Source organism: Frigoribacterium sp. Leaf186 (genome assembly GCF_001423905.1).
Classification (GTDB): Bacteria; Actinomycetota; Actinomycetes; order Actinomycetales; family Microbacteriaceae; genus Frigoribacterium.
This window is the reverse complement of sequence record NZ_LMPQ01000001.1, coordinates 843,812-866,294: the sequence shown is the minus strand read 5'-3', so window position 1 is coordinate 866,294 and position 22,483 is coordinate 843,812. Positions and strand designations below refer to the sequence as shown.

The window sequence follows — 22,483 nt, the reverse complement described above, 5'->3', positions numbered from 1 at the left end:
GATCCGACCCCGTGCCGCGGGCGGACCTCGGGCCGAGGGCTTGGTACTCTTCCGAGGTGCAGATCCGCGAACTGAAGATCCCTGACAGCTACGAGATCACGCCGAAGCAGTTCGGTGACGACCGGGGGGTGTTCCTCGAGTGGTACCGGTTCGACAAGCTGGCGGACGTCGTCGGCCACCCGATCGACCTCCGCCAGGCGAACACGTCCGTGTCGAAGCGTGGGGTGGTCCGGGGCATCCACTTCGCCGACGTGCCCCGCGGCCAGGCCAAGTACGTCACCGCCACGCACGGCGCGGTCCTCGACTACGTCGTCGACATCCGGGTCGGTTCGCCGACGTTCGGTCAGTGGGACTCCGTGCTCCTCGACGGCACCGACCGTCGTGCCATCTACCTGGCCGAGGGGCTCGGCCACGCGTTCGTCGCCCTCACGGACGAGGCCACGGTGAGCTACCTCGTGACCGACACCTTCGACGCCGGCAAAGAGCACGGCATCGACCCGCTCGACCCCGAGATCGGCCTGGTCTTCCCGCCCGAGGCCGGAACGGCTCTGCTGTCTCCGAAGGACACCGATGCTCCCGGCCTGTCCGACGCCGCCGCCGCCGGCCTCCTGCCCACCTGGGACGACATGCGGGCGTACTACGCGACCCTCGACACGAAAGCGACCGACGCATGAAGGGCATCATCCTCGCCGGCGGTTCCGGCACCCGCCTCTGGCCCATCACCAAGGGCATCTCCAAGCAGCTCATGCCCATCTACGACAAGCCGATGGTCTACTACCCCCTGTCGACCCTCATGATGGCGGGCATCAACGAGGTCCTGGTCATCACGACGCCCGAGTACAACGAGCAGTTCCGTGCCCTCCTCGGCGACGGCTCACAGCTCGGCATGGACATCCAGTACGCGGTCCAGCCTTCTCCTGACGGGTTGGCCCAGGCGTTCGTCATCGGCGAGGACTTCATCGGCGACGACAGCGTCGCGCTCGTCTTGGGCGACAACATCTTCCACGGCGTGGGGCTGGGCACGAGCCTGAAGAAGAACGCGGACGTGGCCGGTGCCACGATCTTCGCGTACCACGTGGCCGATGCGAAGGCCTACGGCGTCGTCGAGTTCGACGAGGCGTTCAAGGCCATCTCCATCGAGGAGAAGCCCGCGGCGCCCAAGAGCAACTACGCCGTGCCCGGTCTGTACTTCTACGACAACAAGGTCGTCGAGATCGCCAAGACGATCGAGCCCAGCGACCGGGGCGAACTCGAGATCTCGACGGTCAACGAGCGCTACCTCCAGGCCGGTGAACTGCAGGTCGAGGTCCTCGACCGCGGGACGGCCTGGCTCGACACCGGCACCTTCGAATCGATGATGCAGGCGTCCGAGTACGTGCGAGTCATCGAGGACCGTCAGGGACACAAGATCGGGTGCATCGAAGAGATCGCCTGGCGCAACGGCTGGATCGACGACGAGCACCTGGCGGCCCTGGCCGCCCCCCTCGCCAAGAGCGGATACGGCATCTACCTCAAGGCGCTCCTCTCGGCGTGAACCCGAGGCACCACCGTGAACCGGAGGGGTGCGTCACCGTGAACCGGTGATGCGCCCCTCCTTCCACGAGGGGGTGCGTCGCCGCGCCGCGCCCACGATGCGAGATCCTCGTGCGAGTTGGTACTGGTAGAACTCGTCCTTGAGGGGCTTGAGCGCGTGGTACTGGTTGCTCTCCTCCAGGACCAACGAGATGGCCGTGTCGGCCTTCACGACGCGCCAGCCGGCCAGCCGGGCCATGAAGGTCATCCACTGGTCCTCCAAGAACGCGTACTTCCGGGGCAACGCCGCGAAGAACCGGTCGTCGTCGACGAGCGCGGAGTCGTACACCGTCCCGCCCGTCCCGGCGTGGTCGGCCGTCGCCCCCGGGGGGAGTTCGGCCCGCCTCCAGTACGACCCGTGGAGTCCGAAGGCCCACCAGGCCACGACCGACCGGGGCGCGTAGTCCCTCGCGAGGTCCGAGACGAAGGTCGGCGACACGTCCTGGTCGTCGTCGAGCATGATCACCGGTCCGTCGTAGCCGCCGTTGCGCGCCAGCCGGGCGACCACGAACCGGGCGAGACCCCCGAGGTTGTCCTCGCTGTGGTGGATGTCGACGCTGGCGAGGCATCCGTCCCCGAGTGCCCGTGCGGCCAGGACCCGGTCGTAGTGGTCGCGATCGTCGGGGTTGTTGTTCCACAGCATCAGCCGCGCCCCGGCAGGCCAGTCCTGGCCGTCGAGCATGTCCAGCACGGCCTCGAGTCGCTGGGGTCGGTTCCACAGGCAGACGACGATCTGGGCCCGGGGGTCACCGGGACGGGCCCAGGCGCCGGAGGTCGGCACGACGATGCCGTTCGTGAGGACGTCGCCCACGAGTCGTCGCCAGGCGAGGTCCCGCCGTCGTTCCGTGAGGCGACGGGCGAACGCCAGGCCCCGGTCGTAGGCGGGTTCGACCCGCAACCGTCGAGCCACGCGCCGCGCGTGGGGCCGCAGGACGCCGATCATCGGAGGTGCAGGCCCGTCCTGAGGCGCCTCGCGCGGGTGCCCACGGCGTCGGCCCACCGGACGGCCTTCCGCGACGACAGGGCCTGGACGGTCCTCTCGCGGTCGTTGGCGAGCCCCTCGAGCGCGGTCGATCGTGCCGTCACGTGCTCGACGGTGTTCTCGAGGAGGCGGACGTTCTCGACAGCGGCGGCGAGCGAGGCCTCCGTGCGGGCCAGGGCGGCGTCGCGGCGCACGAGACCGAGCCCGGCTCCGCGCAGCCCCTCGACCTCGCCGGGAGAGAGCAGTTCGTCGGGCACCGTCGGGAAGGCGTCCTCCTGCGAGAACAGGCGTGCCAGGGAGTCGTCGTGACGGAACGGTCCGGCCTCGGCCTCGGCCTGCGTCACGCCCCGGAGCGCCCAGTACGCCTTGAGGGACCCGTCACGGAGGCGCCGGAAGTCCCGCATTCCGTGGTGTGCCGGGCTGGGAGTGGCGTCGGGGTTCGCCTCGTAGGCACGCCCGGAGATGTCGACCCGGTGCGAATACTGCGACCAGGAGCGCCAGGGGAAGTGCAGGACCTCGAGAGCGAGCTCTTCGGGCGGGACGGCCCCCTGGGCGAGGGTGACCAGGTGGTTGCCCTGCACGACCCGGACGTCGGGGTCGCCCACGTGGATCGCATTGCCGCTCGGATGGGAGATGAGCCCGATGGTGTCGAGGTCCTCGGCGGACCGCTCGTCGCGCCAGACGAGCCGCTCGAGGCCGCCACCTCGTTCCGCCAAGGGCCCGACCATGTTGACGACGGGGACGACGAAGGCGCGGACCGCCGGGTCGAGTCGGGAGAAGACCTCGCTCAACGTCAACCCACGGTCCCTGGCGATGAGGAACTCGTCCGCGTCGGCGTTGATCACCCAGTCCGCCTGGTGCAGGAGGTACGCATCTCGAGCCATCCCGGTCACGACCGGACTCTGCTGCTTCCGGTGGACGGGATCGTGGCGGAGGTCCACCGTGATCTCGGCGGTGGCGGCGAACGCCTCGAGGATCTCGGTCGTGCCGTCGGTCGAACCGTTGTCCGTGACGATCAGGACGTCGACACCCTGTGCGACGTGGTATGCGAGCCACTCGGGAAGGATGTCCGCTTCGTCGCGGATCATGAGCGTGACGGCGAGGGTCATGGTGGTGGTGCCTTTCTGCGCGGCTGGGGTCGACGACGTCAGAGGCCGCGGGACGGCAGCATCGAGCGGAGGGTCAAGCCCGCCCTCAACACGAGTCGTAGAGGGAGGAGGTGCCAGCCGTGGTATCGGGTGGAGAGGAACAGGTAAGCGCTCCGGTGATGGGCACGTCGCATCTCACGCGACGAGTCGTTGGTGGCGTGGGCCCCGACGTGCACGACGGAGATCGCCGGGTCGTAGACGTTGGCCAACCCGGCCCGCCCGATGCGCCACCCGAGATCGACGTCCTCGAAGTACATGAAGTAGCGCTCGTCGAAGCCGCCGAGTCGGGTGAAGACGTCGCCTCGGACGAGGAGGCAGGCACCGGACAACCAGCCGACGGAACGACGCACCTGCGGGCGGTCGTCGGCGTGGTACAGCTTCGTCCAGGGGTTGTCCGGCCAGAGGTTGGCGAAGAGGGCGTGGCCGAGGCCCGTTCGCAGCGAGGGGATGCGACGAGCTGACGGGTAGATCGAGCCGTCCGTCTCGATGACGGCAGGCCCGACCGAACCCGTGTCGGAGTCCTCTTCGGCCGTCGCTCGGAGTCGGTCGAGGCTGCCGGCCGACAGGACCACGTCCGGGTTCGACACGAGGACCCAGTCGGGCCGGACCGCGAGTTCGGCGACGGCCCGGTTGACCGCGGCGCCGTACCCGGCGTTGCGGCCCATGGGCACGAACCGAGCACCGTACCTCGCGGCGACGTCGCGGAGGGATCGTTCGTCCGACGAACCGTTGTCGACCACGACGACGGGAACGTCGGACGCGCTGGCCTGGCGGGTGGACGCGAGGAAGTCGTCGAGGTAGCGGCCCGAGTTGTAGGTGACGGTGACGATCGCGAGCCGGTCGTCGTCGCTCATCGTGACCAGGCCCCTCGGTGTGCGGCGGCACAGGCCGCCCACGTGAAGTCGGCGGCACGGACCACCGCGTCCTGCGCCAGACGGTCTCGCCGGTCGCCGTCGGCGAGGAGCTCGAGCAGGTCCTCCTCGATCGCGTCGGCGAACGGCTGCGTGTAGGCCACGGCGTCGCCCCCGACCTCGGGGATGGCCAGGCGCGGGGTCGTGAGGACCGCGGAGCCGCACGACATCGCCTCGAGCACGGGGAGCCCGAATCCTTCGCCGATCGACGGGTACACCACGAGGCTGCTCCCGCCGAGGAACGCAGCGAGCTCGTCGAGGTCGAGGTAGCCCAGGTAGCGAAGTGACGTCCCCGGCCGGTCTCCGGCCTCGGTGAGGAGGCGGACCGCTTCGGCATCCCACCCGAGCGAGCCCGAGACCAACAACGGCGGTACGTCGGACTCCCGAGCCGACGCCGCTCGATGAGCCCGGATGAGGGCGGCCACGCTCTTGCGGGGTTCGACCGTCCCGAGGAACGCGATCCACGAGGTCTCGCCGTCGATGCCGTGTCTGCGGCGGAAGGCCGAGATCGCGTCGGCCGTCGGCGGACGGAAGACGTCAGGATCGACGCCGAGGTGGGCGACCGTGTTGGGGACGCCCGACCGGACGAATCGCGAGACCTCGTCGGCGGTGGCGGCACTCGGCGTGACCGTCGCCCGGGACAGGCGCCGCGCCGCGCCGGTCCACAGGCGGAAGAAGGTCCGCTTGAGCCGACCGTGAGACCGCGGGTCGCTGAAGAAGGTCGCATCGTGCAGCGTCACCACGCATCGCTTCGACGCGACGAGGGGGAAGGTGTAATGAGGGCTGTGGAGCGTGGTGGCGCGGCTGCGACGGAGGTGTCCGGGTAGGGCGATCTGCTCCCAGAGCAGCCGCACGGGTCGGAGGTCGACGAGCCGAGGCGCACCCCGGTACACGTGACCGGGTGCCCGGTCGGACAACCACCCGAGGTCGGAACCCTTGGCGATCACGGTGACGGAGTAGCCCTCGTCCTCGAGCCCGGTGAGCAACCCCGAGATGTACCGCGCGACACCACCGCGGTCTCGCGGAATCGATGTGGCGTCGATCAGGACGGGGAGTGTGACCACCGTCAGACGGCGAGTTCGCGGCCGGCGGTCGCCACCCGGGTCATGCCGGCATGACGATCGTCGTCGACCATGACGAAGCGGGCGGCCTCACGCAGGATCGCGATGTGCTGACCCGTCTTCGACGCCAGGAAGCAGTGGATGAAGTAGGGCCCGCCGCCGAACTGGATGTCGTCGAGCCTGTACTCGACCACGGTCGTCCCGTGGAGGGGCTGGTGGACCAGGCCTATCTTCCGGCTGTCGGTCCCGTACACCAGGTGACCGTGCTGGTTCTCGATCTTGAAGCCCGAGTGCCACTCCTCGAGGGGAGTGGTGTGCGACAGCGTCATGCGGATGACCAGGTCGTCACCGGGGCGCAGCTCTTCGCCGGGGGCACGACCGGGTGCGGCGATCTCGACCTTGTCGACGGTCCCCGGCGTGGCGTCGGCCTCGGGGTTGGCGGCCTCGGCCTCGGCGACACGACGACCCTCGAGGATCTCGCGGAAGTTCTTGACGGCGTGGCGCGCGGAGCCCTGGAACATGACCTCGCCGTGGTGCAGGACGACGGCGCTGTCGCACAACTCCTGGACCTGGCCGAGGGAGTGGCTGACCAGGACGATCGTGCGCCCCTCTTGCTGGAACTCGCGGATCTTGTCGAGGCACTTCTTCTGGAACTGCTCGTCTCCGACGGCCAGGACCTCGTCGACGAGGAGGACGTCGGGGTCCGTGTGGATGGCCACCGCGAAGGCGAGCCTGACGTACATGCCCGACGAGTAGAACTTCACCTGCGTGTCGATGAAGTCACCGATGCCGCTGAACAGCAGGATGTCGTCGAACTTCGCCTCGGCCTCTTCTTGCGTGATGCCGAGGATGGCGGCGTTCAGGAAGACGTTCTCACGCCCGGTCAGGTCGGGGTGGAATCCGGCTCCGAGCTCGATGAGCGCCGCCAGTCGGCCACGACGACTGACCTCACCCGTGGTGGGTTCGAGGATGCCGCCGATGACCTTGAGGAGGGTCGACTTGCCCGAACCGTTGGGGCCCAGGAGGCCGATGGTCGTCCCGGCGGGGATGTCGAGGGTGACGTCCTTCAACGCCCAGAAGTCCTCGCTGTGACGACGGCCGGCTCGGCCGAGCGTCACGATGCGCTCCTTCAACGAGTTGTCTCGACGGATGACGAAGCGCTTCGAGACGTTCTTCACGCTGACGACGGTCGGGGCGTCGGCGAATTCGACGTCGTCGACCGCGAGGATGTTGTCGGTGGTCATGACAGGGGCCTTTCTCGGTGCACGACTCAGATCTCCTGCGCGAAGTTGCCCTGGAGGCGGGCGAAGACCCGCTGGCAGAAGAACAGGGCGACGAGGCCGGCGAGGATCGCGATGCCCATGCGGAGCATGAGGTGGTCGGGGTACTGATCCGGGCCGCCGGCGGTCCAGAACGCCCGGTGGAAACCGAGGATGCCGAGCGTGATGGGGTTGTTGGTGTAGATCGGGAGGACCCACTCCCAGGGGCCGCCGGTGGCGCGCGAGAACACCATCTGCCAGGAGTAGACGATGGGGGATGCCCACATGAGCAGCATCATCAGCACCTCGACCAGGTAGGCCATGTCCCGCAGGTAGACGTTCAGCGCGGACAACAGGATGCCCAGGGCCGTGCCCCACACGAGGATCACGAGGGTCGCCGGGACGAAGAACGCGAGGTTCTCGAACGTCGGGAAGGACCGGAACGCGAGCGTGGCGATGAGCAGGATGACGAGCTGGATGGCGAAGTTGAACAGGGCGCCGCCGACGGCCGACAGCGGGTAGATCTCTCGCGGGACGTACACCTTCTTCAGCAGTCCGGCGTTGGCGACCACCGAGCCGGTGGCGCCCGAGACGATCTCGCTGAAGAGGCCGTAGAGGGTCAGGCCGGCGAAGATGTAGATGGCGAACTCAGGGATGGCCCGTGCCGAACCGAGGATCTGCCCGAGGATCAGCCAGTAGATGCCCAGCTGCACGAGGGGCCTGATGAGCGTCCAGGCGAAACCGAGCGCGCTGTCCTTGTACCGCGACTTGAGGTCGCGTCGGATGAGCAGGTCGAGCAGCTGTCGCTGCTGGAAGACCTCACGGACGGAGCCCCAGGTGCCGCCGGCGGGCCGCCCTGCCGGGACCATCGGCTCGTCGCGAAGCCTCGCGAATCTCTCAGTGACTGTGCTGCTCATGGCCTACCTCGCTTGTCGGAGAACAGGAAACTATACCTCGGGCGACTCGGGGTGAGGGCGAGGCCGGGGCCGTCACCGCCCGTTCTTGCTGTCCCGCATCGTGTTGAGGCGCGTGACGACCTTGCCGCGCAACTCGCCGACACCGCCGGAGGTGAGGTAGTGACGGGCGAGCAGGACGTCCCGTCGGACGCCGTGACGGCTGTTGGCGATCTCGTGGAACCGCTGCTCGGGGGACTTCTCGATGGACGGGATCACGACGCCTCCGGAGTGACGCCCCGCCTCGGCGGTCACGTGCGCCCGGTCGGGTGCGACGTGCGGATCGTGGCAGAACTCGATGAGAGGGGCCAGGGCCTTCTCCCACGTGAAGTCGGCCGCGACGCGTGCGACGTTCTCCTTGGCGAGCGCGATGGCGTCGTCGTCGAACAGCATGGACTCGAGCGCGTCCGCGAGGCCGTCGACGTCGCGTTCGGTCACAGCCACGCCGAGCCCCTCGGCGGCGACGAGGTCGCCGAAGCTGTCGCCCCTCGTCGTGACGATGGGGAGGTTGGCCCACATGTAGTCCAGGATGCGCGTGCGGAACGAGAACGTGGTCTCGACGTGGTCGAAGTGCGTGCTGACCCCGGCGTCGGCCTCGAGCAGGTAGTTCTGTCGGTCGTCGAGGGCGACCCAGTTCTCGTTGAAGAAGACGTTCTTGCCCGTCAGCCCGAGCTGCTCCGAGATCTCGCGCGTCTTGGAGACGATCGCCATCTCGGGGACATCCGGGTTCGGGTGGGCCACGCCGAGGAAGAACAGGCGGACGTTCGGTCGACGCTCGGCCAGGACGCCGATGGCGCGCACGAGGGTCGGGGTGTCGAACCAGTTGTAGATGCCGCCACCCCAGATGACGACCTTGTCGTCGTCGCCGATGCCCGGGACGACGCCCCGGATCGCCTTGCGGGTGTGCTGCGGGGGAGTGCTGTCCATGCCGAACGGCGCGATGGAGATCAGGTCGCGCAGGTTCTCGTCGGCTGCGTAGGTGTCGGGGTTGATGCGGCCGACGGCGGCCAGTTGGCCCATCCAGAAGAGCCTCTGACGCTCCGAGGCACAGAGGAAGTAGTCGCCCCTCTGGAGCTGTTCGTTGACGACCTCGGTCGTGACGAGCACCTGGTTGCGCCAGGCGGCGTCACCCATCTCGCGACCCTGCTCGAGCTGCTCGAGGTGCATCGGGTCGTAGAGGTCGACGACCATCACCTTGTGGGAGCGCTGGAGCGTCAGGAAGTGTCGCAACGCGAAGCCCTGGAAGAAGATGACGTCGGCCCACTCCTCGTGGACCTTCATCGCGCGCTCGTCCTGGAGGCGGACCCGCTCGACCTCGAAGTTCTCGGAGGCGCGGTTCGCGACGTTCCAGGTGACGAGCCGGACGTCGTTGTGCTCGGACAGGGCCTCGGAGATCTTCCAGGCCCGCATGCCCGGCCCGGCCATCTTCTCGCCGAGGGCGTCACCCGTGATGACGAGGACGCGCTTGCGCATCATCGGGCGGTTGACCCCGAAGGCGTCCTGGATCTTGGTGAAGCCGTCGAGGAAGTAGTCGTCGCCGAACAGGGGGTGGAAGATGTTGCCGAAGAGGCGGAACACCTCTTTGTCGGTCTTCACCCGACGCGACTGGATCTCGTCGCGACGCTTCTTCAGCTTCGGCAGGTCGGCGACGAACTGGTCGAGTGCGAACAAGCCCGCGACCGTGTCTTTGTGGACGGGGGTGGTCTCGTCGTGTTCGTCGGCTTCGCCGGTGAAGCGCCGCAGGTCGTACGACTCGGAGTCGAGCTTGCCCTTGGCGACGGCACGGCGTGCCAGGAGGGCGAACGCGGCCGGCAGGAGCGTGCCGAGGCTGTCCTCGGACAGGTTCTTGTAGAGCATGTGGAGCGCGTTGCGCTCGAGCAGGTACATCTCGCGGTGCTCGCCGAAGCTCTTCATCGAGCCGTGGTGCTTGTGGTACACGATCGAGTCCGGTGCGAAGCGGACGCGGTAGCCGTAGAGGTTGAGGCGCCAGCCGAGGTCGACGTCGTCGTAGAACATGAACATGTCCTCGTCGAAGCCGCCGATGTCGAGGAAGAGCGGACGACGCACGAAGAGTGCGGAACCCGTCCCGAAGAGGAGGTCGCGCTGCTGGTCGAAGCGACCGTCGTCCTGCTCGTTCGTGTGGTTCTTGTAGCCCATGCCGAACCAGGACAGCCCGGATTCGACGAAGTCGATGGCCTTGCCGTCCCAGTCGAGGACCTTGCTGGCCACGGCCCCGATGCGGGGGCTCGCCGAGAACGCGGCGATGCCCTCGCGGATCCAGTCGCGGTGGGGTTTCGCGTCGTTGTTGAGGAACGCGACGAAGTCACCCGTGGCCGTCCGGGCACCGAGGTTGCTGCCGCCGGTGAAGCCGAGGTTCTCGTCCGACACGACGAGACGGACGTTCTCCTGGTCGCCCAGCGCGGCGCGGAGGCGCTCTTCGCTGTCGTCACCGGAGCCGTTCTCGACCACCACGATCTCGAGCTGCTTCGTCGGCCAGTCGACCTCGTTGAGCTGCGCGACGCACTCGAGCGTGTCGTCCGTGCCTCGGTAGTTGATGATGACGACAGAGACGGTGCCGGTGGTGGTGACGGTCAAGACGTGTGCTCCCAAGTGATCGGCCGGTCGAGGTGCCCGAGGGCAGCACCAACTATAACCATGTCGGTACCAGCGCTCCGGGCTGTCAGGATGGCCTGGTGAAAGCGAGCGTCGTCGTCGTCGACTGGAAGCGTCCCGAACTGACCCGCCGTTGCCTCGGCTCCCTCGCCCCGCAGTGCGTCGCCGGTGAGATCGACGTCGTCCTCGTCGTCAACGAGGCCGACGCCGCCGACGTCGAGGCGTACGAGCGGGACTTCCCCGACGTCCTCGTCGTGCCGCTGTCCGGCAACACGGGTTTCGCCGGGGGAGTCCAGGCCGGCATCGACGCGTCGTCGGGTGACGTCGTCGTCCTGCTCAACAACGACGCGGTCGCCGCACCCGACTTCGTCTCCCGCGGCCTCGAGGCGCTCGGGTCCGCCGGCGCCGGCACGGCGGCCGTCGCGGCCCGGGTCGAGCTCGACGGGTCCTTCGCCCCGGACCCCTCGGGTCCGCACGCCGACTCCCTCACGGGGCTGGACGGTCGGGGCTGGGTCAGGAGCGTCCTGCCGACGGGCGTGCGCCTCCTGAACGGCGAGGGCATCGCGGTCGACCGCTGGGGCAACGGCTTCGACCGGGGCTGGCTCGAACCGGTGACGTCCGGATCGGAGTGGCCGCAGCCCCTCTTCGGGTTCTCGGGAGGCGCGTGCTTCGTGAGACGGGAGGCACTCGACCGGATCGGTGGCTTCGACGGGTCGCTCTTCATGTACTACGAGGACCTGGACGTCTCGTGGCGCCTCCGACTCGCCGGCTGGGAGATCGGGTCAGCGCCCGGTGCCGTCGCGGTGCACCGCCACGCGGGCAGTTCGAGCAGCGGGAGTCCCTTCATCAAGTACCAGAGCATGCGGAACCGCCTGGCCGTCGTGCTCCGCAACGGGTCGCTCGAGATGGTCCTCCGCGTGATCGCCCGCGTGGCCCTCCGGGCCGTGGCCGACGTCGCGCCCGTCGGGCGGTCCCAGCTCTCCCGATCGCAGTGGGCGCGCCTCCTGCCGGATCTGCCCCGACTCGTCCTGCGCGCGGTGTCGCTCCGGCGACGGGACGCGGTCCCGGCGGACGCGCGGCGGCGGGTCGAACGGACCGTCCTGACGCGGTGACCCTCGAGCAGGGGGTCCCCTCCGGTCATGTCGTGACCTAGGCTCGTCCGGGGTCTGCCGACGTCCCGGGTCACCGCCGGGGCGACGGCCGTGCACGACCGTGTCACGACCCGTCGACGCCACAGGGAGGCGCCTCGTGAGAAGAATCACCGCACTCGTCACATCGGCGGCCCTGGTCGCCACCGTCCTCGTCGGCGTGGGGCTGACCGGCGGGGCCCAGCCGGCGCAGGCGCTCTCGGGGGCCGACTTCGACCCCGGCAACATCGTGTCCGACCAGGTCTTCTTCAACGGCGGGGCGATGAACGAGGGGCAGATCCAGCAGTTCCTCGACGCGCAGATCGGATCGTGCACGAACAGCAACTGCATGAACGTGAAGCGGACGGACACGTCGTCACGGGGTGCGGACGCCATGTGCGGGGCCTACCAGGGCGCCTCGTCCGAGTCGGTCGCGCGCATCATCGCCAAGGTCGGGGCGGCCTGTGGCATCAACCCGCAGGTCCTCCTCGTCACGCTCCAGAAGGAGCAGGGCCTCATCTCGGGTTCGGCCGCGCGCGGTCCGTCGGACGCACGCGTCGAGCGGGCCATGGGCTACGCCTGCCCCGACTCGGCGAACGGCGGTTGTGACCCGACCTACGCCGGCGTCTACAACCAGATCTACCGTGCCGCGTGGCAGTTCAAGCGCTACGCGAACCCCGCCGGCACGAGCAACTACTTCCAGCAGTACGCCCCGGGCGGCAACCGCACGGTCCAGTTCAACCCCTCGGCCGCCTGCGGCTCGAAGACCGTCTTCATCCGCAACCAGGCGACGGCGAACCTGTACTACTACACCCCGTACACCCCGAACGCGGCAGCCCTCGCGAACCTGAACGGGACGGGCGACGGGTGCTCCGCCTACGGCAACCGCAACTTCTGGGTCTACTTCAACTCGTGGTTCGGATCGCCCACGGGCGACCAGCGACCGGTCGGCTCGGTGGACAGCCTGACCGCCGGCATCGAGAGCGTGTCGCTGCGCGGGTGGGCGGTCGACCTCACGTCGTCCGCGTCGATCCAGGTGCACGTCTACGTCGGCTCGGCCGGCACGCCCCTCAACGCGAACCTGTCCCGGCCCGACGTGGCCGCGGCGTATCCCGGCAAGGGAGCCGCCCACGGCTTCGACTACACGATCGCCGCCGCACCCGGCGCGCAGCGCGTCTGCGTCTACGCCATCGGCGTCGACGCCGGTTCGGCCAAGGAGCTGACCTGTCGGGACCTCGTCGTCAGGTCCGGTTCGCCGGTCGGCTCCGCCGACGCGGTGCTGGCCGTCCCCGGGGGGGTCAACGTGCGCGGCTGGGCGCTCGACCCCGAGACGCCCTCGTCGATCCAGGTCCACGCCTACGTCGACGGCGTCGGCTACCCCCTGCGTGCGGAAGCCGACCGTCCGGACGTCGCCCGTGCCTACCCGGGGCTCGGATCGGCCCACGGCTTCGCCCGCACCCTCCCGGCCTCCCCGGGGGTCCACCAGGTGTGCCTCTACGCCATCAACACGGGCAAGGGCGCCAACACCACCCTGTCGTGCGACTCCGTCCGTGTCGTCGGCGGCGACCCCGTGGGTTCTCTCGACACGGTCACCGTCGCTCCCGGCCGGGTCTCCGTCTCCGGTTGGGTCATCGACGGAGACACCACGGCTCCGGTCCCCGCGCACGTGTACGTCGACGGCGTGGGGCGCGCGCTCACCGCGGATCAGCCCCGCAGCGACATCGGCCGCGTCTACCCCGCCTACGGTGCCCCGCACGGGTTCTCGGGATCGTGGACCGCGGCCCCGGGGTCGCACCAGGTCTGCGCGTACGGCATCAACGGGGCGGGGTCCGGCGCCAACGCGCTGCTCGGCTGCCGGACGGTCGTCGTCCCCCCGACCAACGCGAAGCCGCTCGGCAGCGTGGACGACATGACGGCGGAGGCCGGGGGCATCCGCTTGCGCGGCTGGGCCTTCGACCCCGACACCGCCACGTCGCCGACGTCCGTCCACGTCTACGTGGACGGACGGGCGACGGCCGTCCGAGCCGACCAGCCGAGGTCGGACGTCGCCCGGGCCTACCCCGCCGCCGGGGCGTCCCACGGGTTCCAGTCGCTCGTCGCCGCGGCGTCGGGCTCGCACCAGGTCTGCGTCTACGCGCTCGACACCGGTGGTGGGGAGAACGAGACCCTGTCCTGCCGTACCGTGGTGGTGCCGTAGGACGACGGCAGACCGCCCGACCGTTCGGCCTCACACGGCCCCGCTCCACGAGGACACGCCCTTGACGCCCCGCACGACAGCCCTGCCCGCGCGACGAACGACCGCGGGGGCGGGGCTGTCGGCACGGTGGTCCGTCGCCCTCGAGGAGCGGCTCCGGCCCCGCGAGTCGGGCCTGCCTCGTCTCGCCGTGCTGCTGGCCTTCCCCGTCGTGGTGGTGCTCGTCGCGGCCGTGGCTGTGTTCCTCGGTGTCTCGGGGACGTCGAGCGGGATCTTCTGGGGCTCGTTCGGCACGGGGTCCGACCCGGATCTGCTCGCCGGGATGCCGCGAGGCGTCCGAAGCGACGAGTGGCTCGTCCAGTCGAGCTGGATACTCTCCCAGGTCGCGCAGGGGTTCCCCCAGGTGAACCAGACCCTGCCCGGGGGGATGGACGCGACCATCCAGAACGACCTGCCCGTGCTCGACTGGTCGACCCTCTTCAGACCCCACGTCTGGGGTTTCTTCGTGGCGTCCGTGGACCAGGGCATGGCCTGGAGGTGGTGGCTGCCGGCCGTCGCCGTCCTCGTGTCGTGCTACGCGTTCGTCGTCACGCTCCTTCCACGTCGTCCCGTGACGGCGGCCCTGCTCGCCTTCGCGGTGGTCTTCTCGCCCGTGCTGCAGTGGTGGTTCCTGCCGATCACGCTGTGGCCCGTGGCCTGGGCGTTCACGGCCCTGACCGCGGTCGTCTGGTCGCTCAGGACCCACCGGCGATGGGTGCGGGTGGCGGTGTCGGCGGCAGCGGCCTACCTCACCGTCACCATGACGATGAGCATCTACGTCCCGTTCATGATCCCGTCCGCCTACGTCGTGGCCTTCGTCGGCGTGGGCTTCATCGTCGCGACGATCCGGGGCGGGACGCCGTTCCGGGAGGTCGCAGGACGGCTCGCGCCCCTCCTCGTGGCCGTCGTCGTCGCCGCGGGCGTCCTGGGCGTCTGGATCGTCACCCGCCTCGGCACCCTGGAGTCCGTGCTCTCGACCGTGTATCCCGGTCAGCGGCTCGAGCCGACCGGCACCACGGGGTTCCCGCAGTTCGTGCAGGCCTGGAGCGCTCCCTTCCAGCAGGCGGTCCAGACCGTCTCGCCCGGAGTCCTCGGGTCGAACGCGTCCGAGTCCGCCGCACCGTTGATGGTGTCCCTGCCCGCCCTCGTCGTCGTCGCCTGGCTGGTCCTCCACGATCGGCGGCGGGCCGCGTCCGTGGACCCTGTCCTCGTGGCGCTGTTCGCGGTCCAGGCGTTCTTCGTCCTGTTCCTGTTCGTGCCCGGGTGGGACTCCCTGGCCCACACCCTCTTCATCGACCGCACGACCGCGAGCCGGCTCAGGATCGGGTTCGACCTCCTGAACGTCGTGTCGGTGGCCTACCTGGGCCACCGTCTCGACCGCGAGGGCACTCGCCTGCCGTGGGCGGTGGCGTTGCTCGCGGGGGCCGTGTCGCTCGGGCCGATCGCCGTCGCCTGGGCCACGTTCCACTTCGAGTCGACCGAGCTGTTGACGGGCTCCCGGTGGTGGATGGTGGTCTGCCTGCTCGTGGTGCTCGTGCCGGTCGCGTTGGCTCGTCGCCGCCTGACCACGGCCGCGGCCATGCTGGCCGTCGCCGCGGTCGTCGTCGGTGCCGGGGTGAACCCGCTCTACCGCGGCGTGTTCGAGTTGACGGACACCGAAGCCGGCCGTGACGTCGTCGCGCTCGAGAAGGCCGCTCCGGATTCCACCTGGGTCGGCGTGGGGGGCTACGTGACCACCGCGATGTTGCTGGAGTCGGGGGTCCGTGCGTACAACGGGGTCCAGACCTACCCGCCCGAGGAGATGTGGGACGAGATCGACCCGGACTCGAGCGATGCCGACGCCTGGAACCGGCTCGCCAACGTCTTCTGGGCTCCGGGCTCGGGTGAGCCCGAGGTGACCAACCCGGTCCGCGACCAGATCCAGGTCACGTTCGACGGGTGTTCCGAGTTCGCCGAGGAGCACGTCGACTACGTGCTCGCCGACCAAGCCCTCGACACCACCTGTCTCCGCACGCTGGACACCGTCACGCAGGGGACGCAGACGCTGTGGATCTACGAGGTCGACGACGCTCGGGCACGCTGATGCCGAGTCCCCTGCCCCAGCCCTGCTCCGGCAGCCGTGCCCGCCGGGCGAGCCGCGGTGACCTGATATCTTCTCTGCCGGGCGGAGCCACCGCCCCGCCCTCCACGCCCGTGACGTTCCGAAGGACCCCATCGTGACCCCTGACGATCTCGTCATCGCCGCCATCGTCCCCTGCCACAACGAGGCCGCGTCGGTCGCCAAGGTCGTCACGGACCTCCGACGTGCCGTCCCCGGCATGCACGTCTACGTGTACGACAACCGCAGCACGGACGGCACGGACGAGATCGCTCGCGAGGCGGGCGCCATCGTGCGCTACGAGGACCTCAAGGGCAAGGGCAACGTCATCCGTCGCGCGTTCGGCGACATCGACGCGGACGTCTACCTCCTCATCGACGGCGACGACACCTACGAGGCCGAGGCGGCCCCCGAGATGATCGAGACGCTGCTCCGGGGGCCGTACGACCACGTCCTCGGGGTCCGGAAGGACGAACAGGCCACGTCGGCCTACCGGCCGGGTCACGAGGCGGGCAACAAGGCCTTCAACCGCCTGGTCAGTCGTCTGTTCGGACTGCCCGTCACCGACATGCTGAGCGGCTACCGCGTCTTCTCCCGGCGCTTCGTCAAGTCGTTCCCCGCCCTGTCGAGGGAGTTCGAGGTCGAGACCGAGCTCACGATCCACAGCGCGACGCTCCGGCTGCCGCAGACCGAGTTCGAGGTGGGCTTCCGCGACCGTCCGGAGGGCAGCGAGAGCAAGCTCAACACGGTCAAGGACGGGTTCAAGATCCTCAACCTCATCGGTCACCTCATCCGGTACGAGCGTCCGTTGCTGTTCCACGGCGTCATCGGCGGCCTCTTCGTGCTGGTGGCGCTCGCTCTCGGCCTGCCCGTCGTGGCGGAGTTCGCCGAGACCGGTCTGGTGCCGAGGTTCCCGACGGCCCTGCTGGCCGCGTCCCTCACCATCGTCGGCGTGCTCACCTGGTCGGTGGGGCTGGTCCTCGACGGCGTGACCCGGGCGCGCCGCGAGACGTCCCGGCTGTCGTACCTCGCCTACTCGGCACCGGGCCGCCGGGTGGGGTCGGCCCACCTCGACCCCGAGGGCTCGCGCGCCGACGCCTCCTGAAGCTGTCCCCGGTCGCCGCGCGCCCCCCGTCCGGGGCGCAGTCGGACGGGCGACCGGACGCTAGGCTTGGCCCACGACGGGGGTGGCAGGGGTCGCTCCGGGATGCGAGGCAGCATGACGTCCTTGACGAACTCCCGAACCGGGGAGGCGCGCCGCAGGGTGCGCATCCGCACGGTCGCCGTCACGACGGGCTGGGCACTCCTCCTCGGCTTCCTCGTGCCCGTCGTCTCCACGTTCGTCCCCGACGCGGTCCCGTCCGCCGACGCGGCCGTCCCGGTCGAGGTCGAGGCACCGGACTTCGCGTCCGAGGTCCATCAGGACCCCTGGGACTACTCCAACGCCGCCGACCAGAACACCGACGCCGCTCGGGCGCAGTCGATCTCCGTGTCCGGGGGCAAGCTCTCGCTGGGCGTCCGCGGCGGTGACTGGTTCACGCCGGTCCCGTCGGTCTCGGGGGCCGTCTCGTACGGGCGTGACGGCACCGCCGAGAGCATCGACACCTCGCGCTACACGCGTCTGTCGTTCCGCATGGACCAGCCGAGCAGCGGCACCGGCGCGATCGTCTGGTTCAACTGCGGCGAACAGGCCGAGCAGTGCGGTGGCGGCATCACCTTCCCCCTGCGACCCGGCAACCAGGTCTACGACCTCGCCCTCGACAAGACGTCGATCGTGGCCGGGAAGGTCCCGTGGACGTCGTCGCGGATGGTCAACCTCCGGGTCGTCCCGAGCGTCACCCAGTCGCTGACGCAGACGATGTCCGTGTCGGTCGACTGGATGCGCCTCTACTCGCCGACCACCGCCCACGCGGCCTTCCCTCCCGGCGTCTACGACACGTACTCCGTCGAGGCGCTCCCGCGTCCGGTCGTCGACAGCCCGAGCATCGCCGAAGGTCGTGACCTCGCCGCCGACCAACGCGGTTCGTCCTACGACTTCACCCGCGCCTCCGGGACGTCGGGCATCCGGGTCCTCAACGCGCAGGTCACCGGCTACGGGACGTCGGGCATGACCGCCGTGAACGCCCCTCCGGTGGTCAACGACCCCGAGGTGGTCTTCCCGGTCACGCCGTTCTCCGGTGACAAGTACCACCACCTGTCGTTCGAGCTCGAGTACGACGGCCCCTTCTCCCTGGCCGACTCGGTCGGCGGAGGCAAGGTGGCCCGGCTGATCTGGATCGCCAACGGCGCGTCGAACTTCCAGGAGGGCGAGGACATCGTCACCTACTCCGGCGCGAACGCCCGCCGGATCGACATCGACCTCTCGAAGGGGGACCCGGTCGACCCGACGTCCTCCGCGCCGCGCCTGGGCTGGTCGGGCCGCACCGTCGAGTTCCTGCGCTTCGACCCCAACGAAGACCGGGGCCGCAACACCTGGCGGCTGAAGTCGTTCGCGCTCCGGGCCGACCCGACCGCCCAGGGCTCGACCCAGGTGCGGTTCCACGACGACGCCTGGGTGCCGGGCACCGTGGCCGACGTCAAGGTCGGACGGGGGGCACCCGGGACGCCCTTCGAGACGATCGCCACGAACGTCCCCGTCGCCCAGGGCGGCAGCGCCGTGACGTTCGCCCTCGACCAGCGCGCACCCGGCTCCTACAACGTCGAGGTCGTCCTCCGGCACCCCTCCGGGGGCGGAGCGCTCGCCTTCGCGAAGACGCCGATCGTCATGACCCCCACGCCGGGCAACGACCCCAAGGGGGCCCTCGACACCGTCCGTCGCGTCCCCGGTGGCGTCGAGGTGGCCGGGTGGGCGCGCGACGCCGACACCCAGGACTCCATCGACGTGCACCTCTACGACAGCACGACCGGGCGCGCGATCGGCGTCACCAAGGCCGACGGCGCCCGCCCGGACGTCCGGGCCGCGACCGGAGCCCAGCTCGGGACCGGGTTCCGGACGACCGTCGCCCTGTCTCCCGGCCGTCACTCGGTCTGTGCCTACGGCATCAACGTCAGGGGAGGGCAGAACGCCCTGATCGGCTGCCAGGACATCGTGATGGACGACGGCCTGCCCGTGGGCTCCGTGGATTCGGTCGTGAGGACGCCCGGCGGTCTCAGCGCCTCCGGTTGGGCCCTCGACAGGGACACGCTCGACCCGGTCGGCGTCCACGTGTACGCCGGGGCCGCCGGCACCCAGGTGGTCGCCGACGGCACCCGCTCGGACGTCGGTCGCGCGTATCCCGGCTACGGTTCGGCTCGAGGGTGGACTGCCACCGTCGCCCGCCCTGCCGGCACGTACCAGGTCTGCGCGTACGGGATCGACGACGCCGGCAAGGGATCACCGAACCTCGGCTGCCGGTCTTACACCCTCGACCCCCGCCCGGTCGGGTCGTTCGACTCCGCCGTCCGTCAGGGCGCCACGGTCGACCTGCGGGGCTGGGCCCTCGACCCCGACACGGCCGACTCCGTCGACGTCGCCGTCTACGTGGACGGACGAGGGGCGGGAGTCGTCAGGGCCGGCGCGACCCGGGGCGACATCGCCCGGGCCTACCCCGGCTGGGGTGCCGCCCACGGCTTCTCGACCACGATCACGGCCGCGCCCGGATCGACCGTCTGCACCTACGGCATCGACTCGTCCAAGGGGGAGAACACCACGCTCGGCTGCCGGGTCGTCTGAGCTCGGACGCCGGGGCGGCACGGTAACCTCTTCGGGGCGCCACGGTCCCGCCGTCGTCCAGACCCCGTCCCCACCGATCACCCGAGAGCAGTTCGACCGATGCCGCTGAGTCCCGCGCCGCCCCGATCGGTGGTCCGCTCGTGACGGGCCCCGCACCGCTCGTGGCCCGCTTCCGGTCCAGCGCGCTCTACGGGCCGTTCGTCTACCTCGCGGTGGGCGGCATCGCCTTCGTCGTCGACCTCGGCCTGCTGATCCTCGGGCGCGACGGCCTGGGCTGGCCCCTCGGCGTGGCCGGCGCCGTGGCCTTCTGGGCGGGCCTCCTGGTGAGCTACGTGCTGCAGAGGTTCCTGACCTTCCGGTCGAACCGGTCGTCCTGGCACTCGCTCTGGAAGTACGCGGTGCTGGTGCTCGTCAACTCGCTCGCGACGATCCTCGTCATCGAGCTGTTCGACCGCCTCGGCCCGGGCTACGTGGTGGGGAAGTTCGTGAGCACGGCCCTCACGACGCTGTGGAACTACGCCGCCTACAAGTTCTGGGTCTTCGCGGACGCCAGCCGGCCCGACGAGGTCCGACCGGACGGCGACACCGTCGACGAGGCGCCGCACGCTCGGTGACGACGCCGCCGGGGCTCCGTGGTGGCACCGGCACGGAGGCCGGGACGCGCTCAGCCGTGGTGGCGGGAGGCCTCCGTCGAGCCGGACGCGGGCCCCGTCCGGCCCTCGAGGTCACGCAACCGGAGGTCGTTCATCGCGGCTTCCTCGGCGAGGGTCCGCACCTTGTCCTCGAGGTCGGTGAGCTCGGCGCTGAACTGGACGCAGACCAGGAAGATCACGACGATGCTGGCGAAGAAGGCCAGGTTCGCGGGCTGCTCGACCCCCACGAGGTCGGCGGCCCACGCCGTGATCTGCGGGAACACGCTGATGAGCAGGGCGACGACGCCCGCGACGAGCCACCACACGGCGTGCCGTTCACGGAGCCGACGACGGCGCAACCGATCGACGACGACCCCGAGCGCGAGCAGGCTGGCGACGATGCTGAAGATGTAGCTGGCGACGGTCATGCCGGCACGACCTGTCCGGCCGGCGCGTTGATCGGCCGAATCAACGCGATCACCAGGGCCATGCCCGCCCGGGCGAGGTACAGGGCGGCCTTGGCCGGGTTGTGGGAGGCGACTCCACCCGCTCGGGGGCGCATCGACACGGGGACCTGTTTGATGGTGAGCCCGTGCCGGGCGGCGATGACGAGCGACTCGACGGTGTCACCCAGGTACTCGGCGGGGTAGTTGTCGGCGAACAGCTCGACGGCGCGCGGTCCGGCGCCGCGGTACCCGGAGGTCGTGTCGGTGAGCGGCGTGTGGGCGATGCGGCTGAGGCTCAGGCTCAGGAACTTCATCGCCCAACGCCGCGGACCGCGGACCTCGTAGTCGCCCTCGCCGGCGAACCGGGCACCGATCACGACGTCGTGGTCGGCCAGTTCGGCGAGCAGCCGGGGCACGCTGGTCGGGTTGTGCTGCCCGTCGGAGTCGATCTGGACGACGTTGTGGAAGCCCTGACGGCGGGCGTAGCGGAAGCCGGCGCGCATGGCGCCGCCGACCCCGAGGTTGAAGGGCAGCTCGAGGACTCGTGCCCCGGCGTTCTGGGCCCGCTCGACCGTCGCGTCCTTCGAGCCGTCGCTGACGACGAGGCAGGCCACGCCCGGGAGGGCCGCGAGGACCTCGCGGACCACGTCGCCCACTGCTGCTTCTTCGTTGAAGGCGGGCATGACGATGAGCGTCTGCTCGAGAACGGTGGGCATGGGCCAATCGTAGCTCGACGGCCGACCGCGATCGATCCGCCGGGCGGCGCGTCAGTCCGGCGGTCGGGGTCGACGTGCGGCGGTGTCCGACCCGCGGCGGTCTAAGGTCGATGGGTCACGATCGTGCTCAGGCCGATCTCGCACGAACGGAGCACCCCATGGACCAGCGCACGACGCCCGGCGCCTCCTCCCGTCCCTCGAAGGACCACACCGGCGCCGGCGGCCTCGTCGTCCTCCCCACCTACGACGAGGTCGAGAACCTGCCCATCATCCTCGGCCGCCTGTTCGCCGCGGTCCCCGACGTCCACGTGCTGGTGGTCGACGACGGCAGCCCCGACGGCACCGGCCGGCTCGCCGAGACGATGGCAGCCGACGACGAGCGCATCAGCGTGGTGCACCGCACCGGCAAGCTCGGGCTCGGCTCGGCCTACGTGGCGGGCTTCGGGTGGGGACTCGAGCGGGGGTACGACGTCGTCATCGAGATGGACGCCGACGGTTCGCACCCGCCCGAGAAGCTGCCCGAGATGATCGCCCTGGTGACCGCCGCGGCCCCGGGGTCGCCCAGCCTCGCCATCGGTTCGCGCTGGGTGCCCGGTGGTTCGGTCGTCAACTGGCCGGTCTCCCGCCAGGTCCTCAGCCGTGGCGGCAACCTCTACGCCCGGCTCGCCCTCGGCCTGCGCCTCAAGGACGTCACGGCGGGGTTCCGCGCCTACACGCGTGAGTCGCTCGAGGCGATGGACCTCACCGGCATCGACTCGAAGGGCTACTGCTTCCAGGTCGACATGACCCTGCGCGTCCTCGACGGGGGCGGCCGCGTGGTCGAGGTGCCCATCGAGTTCAGAGAACGCGAGTTCGGCGAGTCGAAGATGAGCCAGGCCATCGTCGTCGAAGCCATGCTCCGCGTGACGGTGTGGGGCCTCCAGCGGCGACTGCGCACGCTTCTCGGCAAGCGGCCCGGGCCGAGCTGGGTCGTCGAGGACTGAGGCGCGGTGGTCGACGCGACCGCCGACCGACGGGCCC

18 protein-coding genes are annotated in these 22,483 nt (G+C 69.9%); 9 read left to right on the top strand and 9 right to left on the bottom strand.

All coding sequences use genetic code 11. The features are described from left to right. Window positions 1–56 precede the first annotated feature (56 nt). Together ASG05_RS16535 and rfbA are read left to right on the top strand one after the other, a co-directional pair. Window positions 57–674, top strand: a complete 618-nt coding sequence (locus ASG05_RS16535; protein WP_056258399.1) for a dTDP-4-dehydrorhamnose 3,5-epimerase family protein — start codon at window positions 57–59, stop codon at window positions 672–674. Further along, complete coding sequence (gene rfbA, locus ASG05_RS03945) at window positions 671–1,534, top strand: glucose-1-phosphate thymidylyltransferase RfbA (protein WP_056257531.1); 864 nt, start codon at window positions 671–673, stop codon at window positions 1,532–1,534. Before ASG05_RS16535 ends, rfbA begins: the two co-directional genes overlap by 4 nt. A gap of 33 nt (window positions 1,535–1,567) precedes the next feature. On the opposite strand, the gene ASG05_RS03940 is transcribed toward rfbA, so the two are convergent. The 7 genes from ASG05_RS03940 to ASG05_RS03910 all read right to left on the bottom strand — a co-directional run bounded on the left by ASG05_RS03940 (window position 1,568) and on the right by ASG05_RS03910 (window position 10,481). After that, the gene (locus tag ASG05_RS03940; RefSeq protein ID WP_157490042.1) at window positions 1,568–2,482 is read right to left on the bottom strand and encodes a glycosyltransferase family 2 protein; all 915 of its coding nucleotides are present in this window, start codon (window positions 2,480–2,482) and stop codon (window positions 1,568–1,570) included. A gap of 29 nt (window positions 2,483–2,511) precedes the next feature. After that, window positions 2,512–3,663 (bottom strand): glycosyltransferase family 2 protein, encoded by a 1,152-nt coding sequence (locus ASG05_RS03935; RefSeq protein WP_056257524.1) that lies wholly within the window; start codon window positions 3,661–3,663, stop codon window positions 2,512–2,514. A gap of 38 nt (window positions 3,664–3,701) precedes the next feature. Continuing rightward, window positions 3,702–4,556, bottom strand: coding sequence for a glycosyltransferase family 2 protein (locus tag ASG05_RS03930; RefSeq protein WP_082486444.1), 855 nt, complete (start codon window positions 4,554–4,556; stop codon window positions 3,702–3,704). Further along, window positions 4,553–5,677, bottom strand: coding sequence for a glycosyltransferase family 1 protein (locus ASG05_RS03925; protein WP_056257522.1), 1,125 nt, complete (start codon window positions 5,675–5,677; stop codon window positions 4,553–4,555). The genes ASG05_RS03930 and ASG05_RS03925 overlap by 4 nt, the downstream gene beginning before the upstream one ends. 2 nt (window positions 5,678–5,679) lie before the next feature. After that, window positions 5,680–6,918 (bottom strand): ABC transporter ATP-binding protein, encoded by a 1,239-nt coding sequence (locus tag ASG05_RS03920; RefSeq protein ID WP_056257519.1) that lies wholly within the window; start codon window positions 6,916–6,918, stop codon window positions 5,680–5,682. Between the two features lie 26 nt (window positions 6,919–6,944). Further along, on the bottom strand, window positions 6,945–7,850 hold the full coding sequence (locus tag ASG05_RS03915) for an ABC transporter permease (protein ID WP_056257516.1): 906 nt from the start codon (window positions 7,848–7,850) through the stop codon (window positions 6,945–6,947). A 72-nt stretch (window positions 7,851–7,922) separates the two neighbouring features. Continuing rightward, complete coding sequence (locus ASG05_RS03910) at window positions 7,923–10,481, bottom strand: glycosyltransferase (protein WP_056257513.1); 2,559 nt, start codon at window positions 10,479–10,481, stop codon at window positions 7,923–7,925. 98 nt (window positions 10,482–10,579) lie between these two features. Here ASG05_RS03910 and ASG05_RS03905 point away from each other — a divergent pair, with 98 nt between their 5' ends. From ASG05_RS03905 to ASG05_RS03880, 6 genes are all read left to right on the top strand, one after another. Beyond that, window positions 10,580–11,611, top strand: coding sequence for a glycosyltransferase family 2 protein (locus ASG05_RS03905; RefSeq protein ID WP_056257510.1), 1,032 nt, complete (start codon window positions 10,580–10,582; stop codon window positions 11,609–11,611). Window positions 11,612–11,747: 136 nt separating this feature from the next. Next, a complete protein-coding gene (locus tag ASG05_RS03900) occupies window positions 11,748–13,823 on the top strand; it encodes a hypothetical protein (protein WP_056257508.1) in 2,076 nt (691 codons plus the stop codon). Between the two features lie 61 nt (window positions 13,824–13,884). Then, window positions 13,885–15,942, top strand: a complete 2,058-nt coding sequence (locus ASG05_RS03895; protein ID WP_056257505.1) for a hypothetical protein — start codon at window positions 13,885–13,887, stop codon at window positions 15,940–15,942. Window positions 15,943–16,075: 133 nt separating this feature from the next. Further along, window positions 16,076–17,062, top strand: coding sequence for a glycosyltransferase (locus tag ASG05_RS03890; RefSeq protein ID WP_056257503.1), 987 nt, complete (start codon window positions 16,076–16,078; stop codon window positions 17,060–17,062). 123 nt (window positions 17,063–17,185) lie between these two features. Continuing rightward, window positions 17,186–19,669, top strand: coding sequence for a hypothetical protein (locus ASG05_RS03885; protein ID WP_157490041.1), 2,484 nt, complete (start codon window positions 17,186–17,188; stop codon window positions 19,667–19,669). 140 nt (window positions 19,670–19,809) lie between these two features. After that, a complete protein-coding gene (locus ASG05_RS03880) occupies window positions 19,810–20,283 on the top strand; it encodes a GtrA family protein (protein ID WP_056257496.1) in 474 nt (157 codons plus the stop codon). Window positions 20,284–20,333: 50 nt separating this feature from the next. Here ASG05_RS03880 and ASG05_RS03875 read toward each other — a convergent pair whose 3' ends face one another. Next, window positions 20,334–20,729, bottom strand: coding sequence for a DUF2304 domain-containing protein (locus ASG05_RS03875; protein WP_056257491.1), 396 nt, complete (start codon window positions 20,727–20,729; stop codon window positions 20,334–20,336). Next, complete coding sequence (locus tag ASG05_RS03870) at window positions 20,726–21,463, bottom strand: glycosyltransferase family 2 protein (RefSeq protein ID WP_056257489.1); 738 nt, start codon at window positions 21,461–21,463, stop codon at window positions 20,726–20,728. The genes ASG05_RS03875 and ASG05_RS03870 overlap by 4 nt, the downstream gene beginning before the upstream one ends. 158 nt (window positions 21,464–21,621) lie before the next feature. Between ASG05_RS03870 and ASG05_RS03865 the strand changes: the two genes are divergently transcribed. Continuing rightward, complete coding sequence (locus ASG05_RS03865) at window positions 21,622–22,446, top strand: polyprenol monophosphomannose synthase (protein WP_056257486.1); 825 nt, start codon at window positions 21,622–21,624, stop codon at window positions 22,444–22,446. The last annotated feature ends 37 nt before the right edge of the window (window positions 22,447–22,483 follow it).

What these genes read in the sequence shown, in the direction of transcription:
- rfbA (WP_056257531.1), top strand. Translation starts at nt 671, where the DNA reads ATGAAGGGCATCATCCTCGCCGGCGGTTCCGGCACCCGCCTCTGGCCC.
- ASG05_RS03935 (WP_056257524.1), bottom strand. Translation starts at nt 3,663, where the DNA reads ATGACCCTCGCCGTCACGCTCATGATCCGCGACGAAGCGGACATCCTT.
- ASG05_RS03930 (WP_082486444.1), bottom strand. Translation starts at nt 4,556, where the DNA reads ATGAGCGACGACGACCGGCTCGCGATCGTCACCGTCACCTACAACTCG.
- ASG05_RS03920 (WP_056257519.1), bottom strand. Translation starts at nt 6,918, where the DNA reads ATGACCACCGACAACATCCTCGCGGTCGACGACGTCGAATTCGCCGAC.
- ASG05_RS03915 (WP_056257516.1), bottom strand. Translation starts at nt 7,850, where the DNA reads ATGAGCAGCACAGTCACTGAGAGATTCGCGAGGCTTCGCGACGAGCCG.
- ASG05_RS03875 (WP_056257491.1), bottom strand. Translation starts at nt 20,729, where the DNA reads ATGACCGTCGCCAGCTACATCTTCAGCATCGTCGCCAGCCTGCTCGCG.
- ASG05_RS03870 (WP_056257489.1), bottom strand. Translation starts at nt 21,463, where the DNA reads ATGCCCACCGTTCTCGAGCAGACGCTCATCGTCATGCCCGCCTTCAAC.
- ASG05_RS03865 (WP_056257486.1), top strand. Translation starts at nt 21,622, where the DNA reads ATGGACCAGCGCACGACGCCCGGCGCCTCCTCCCGTCCCTCGAAGGAC.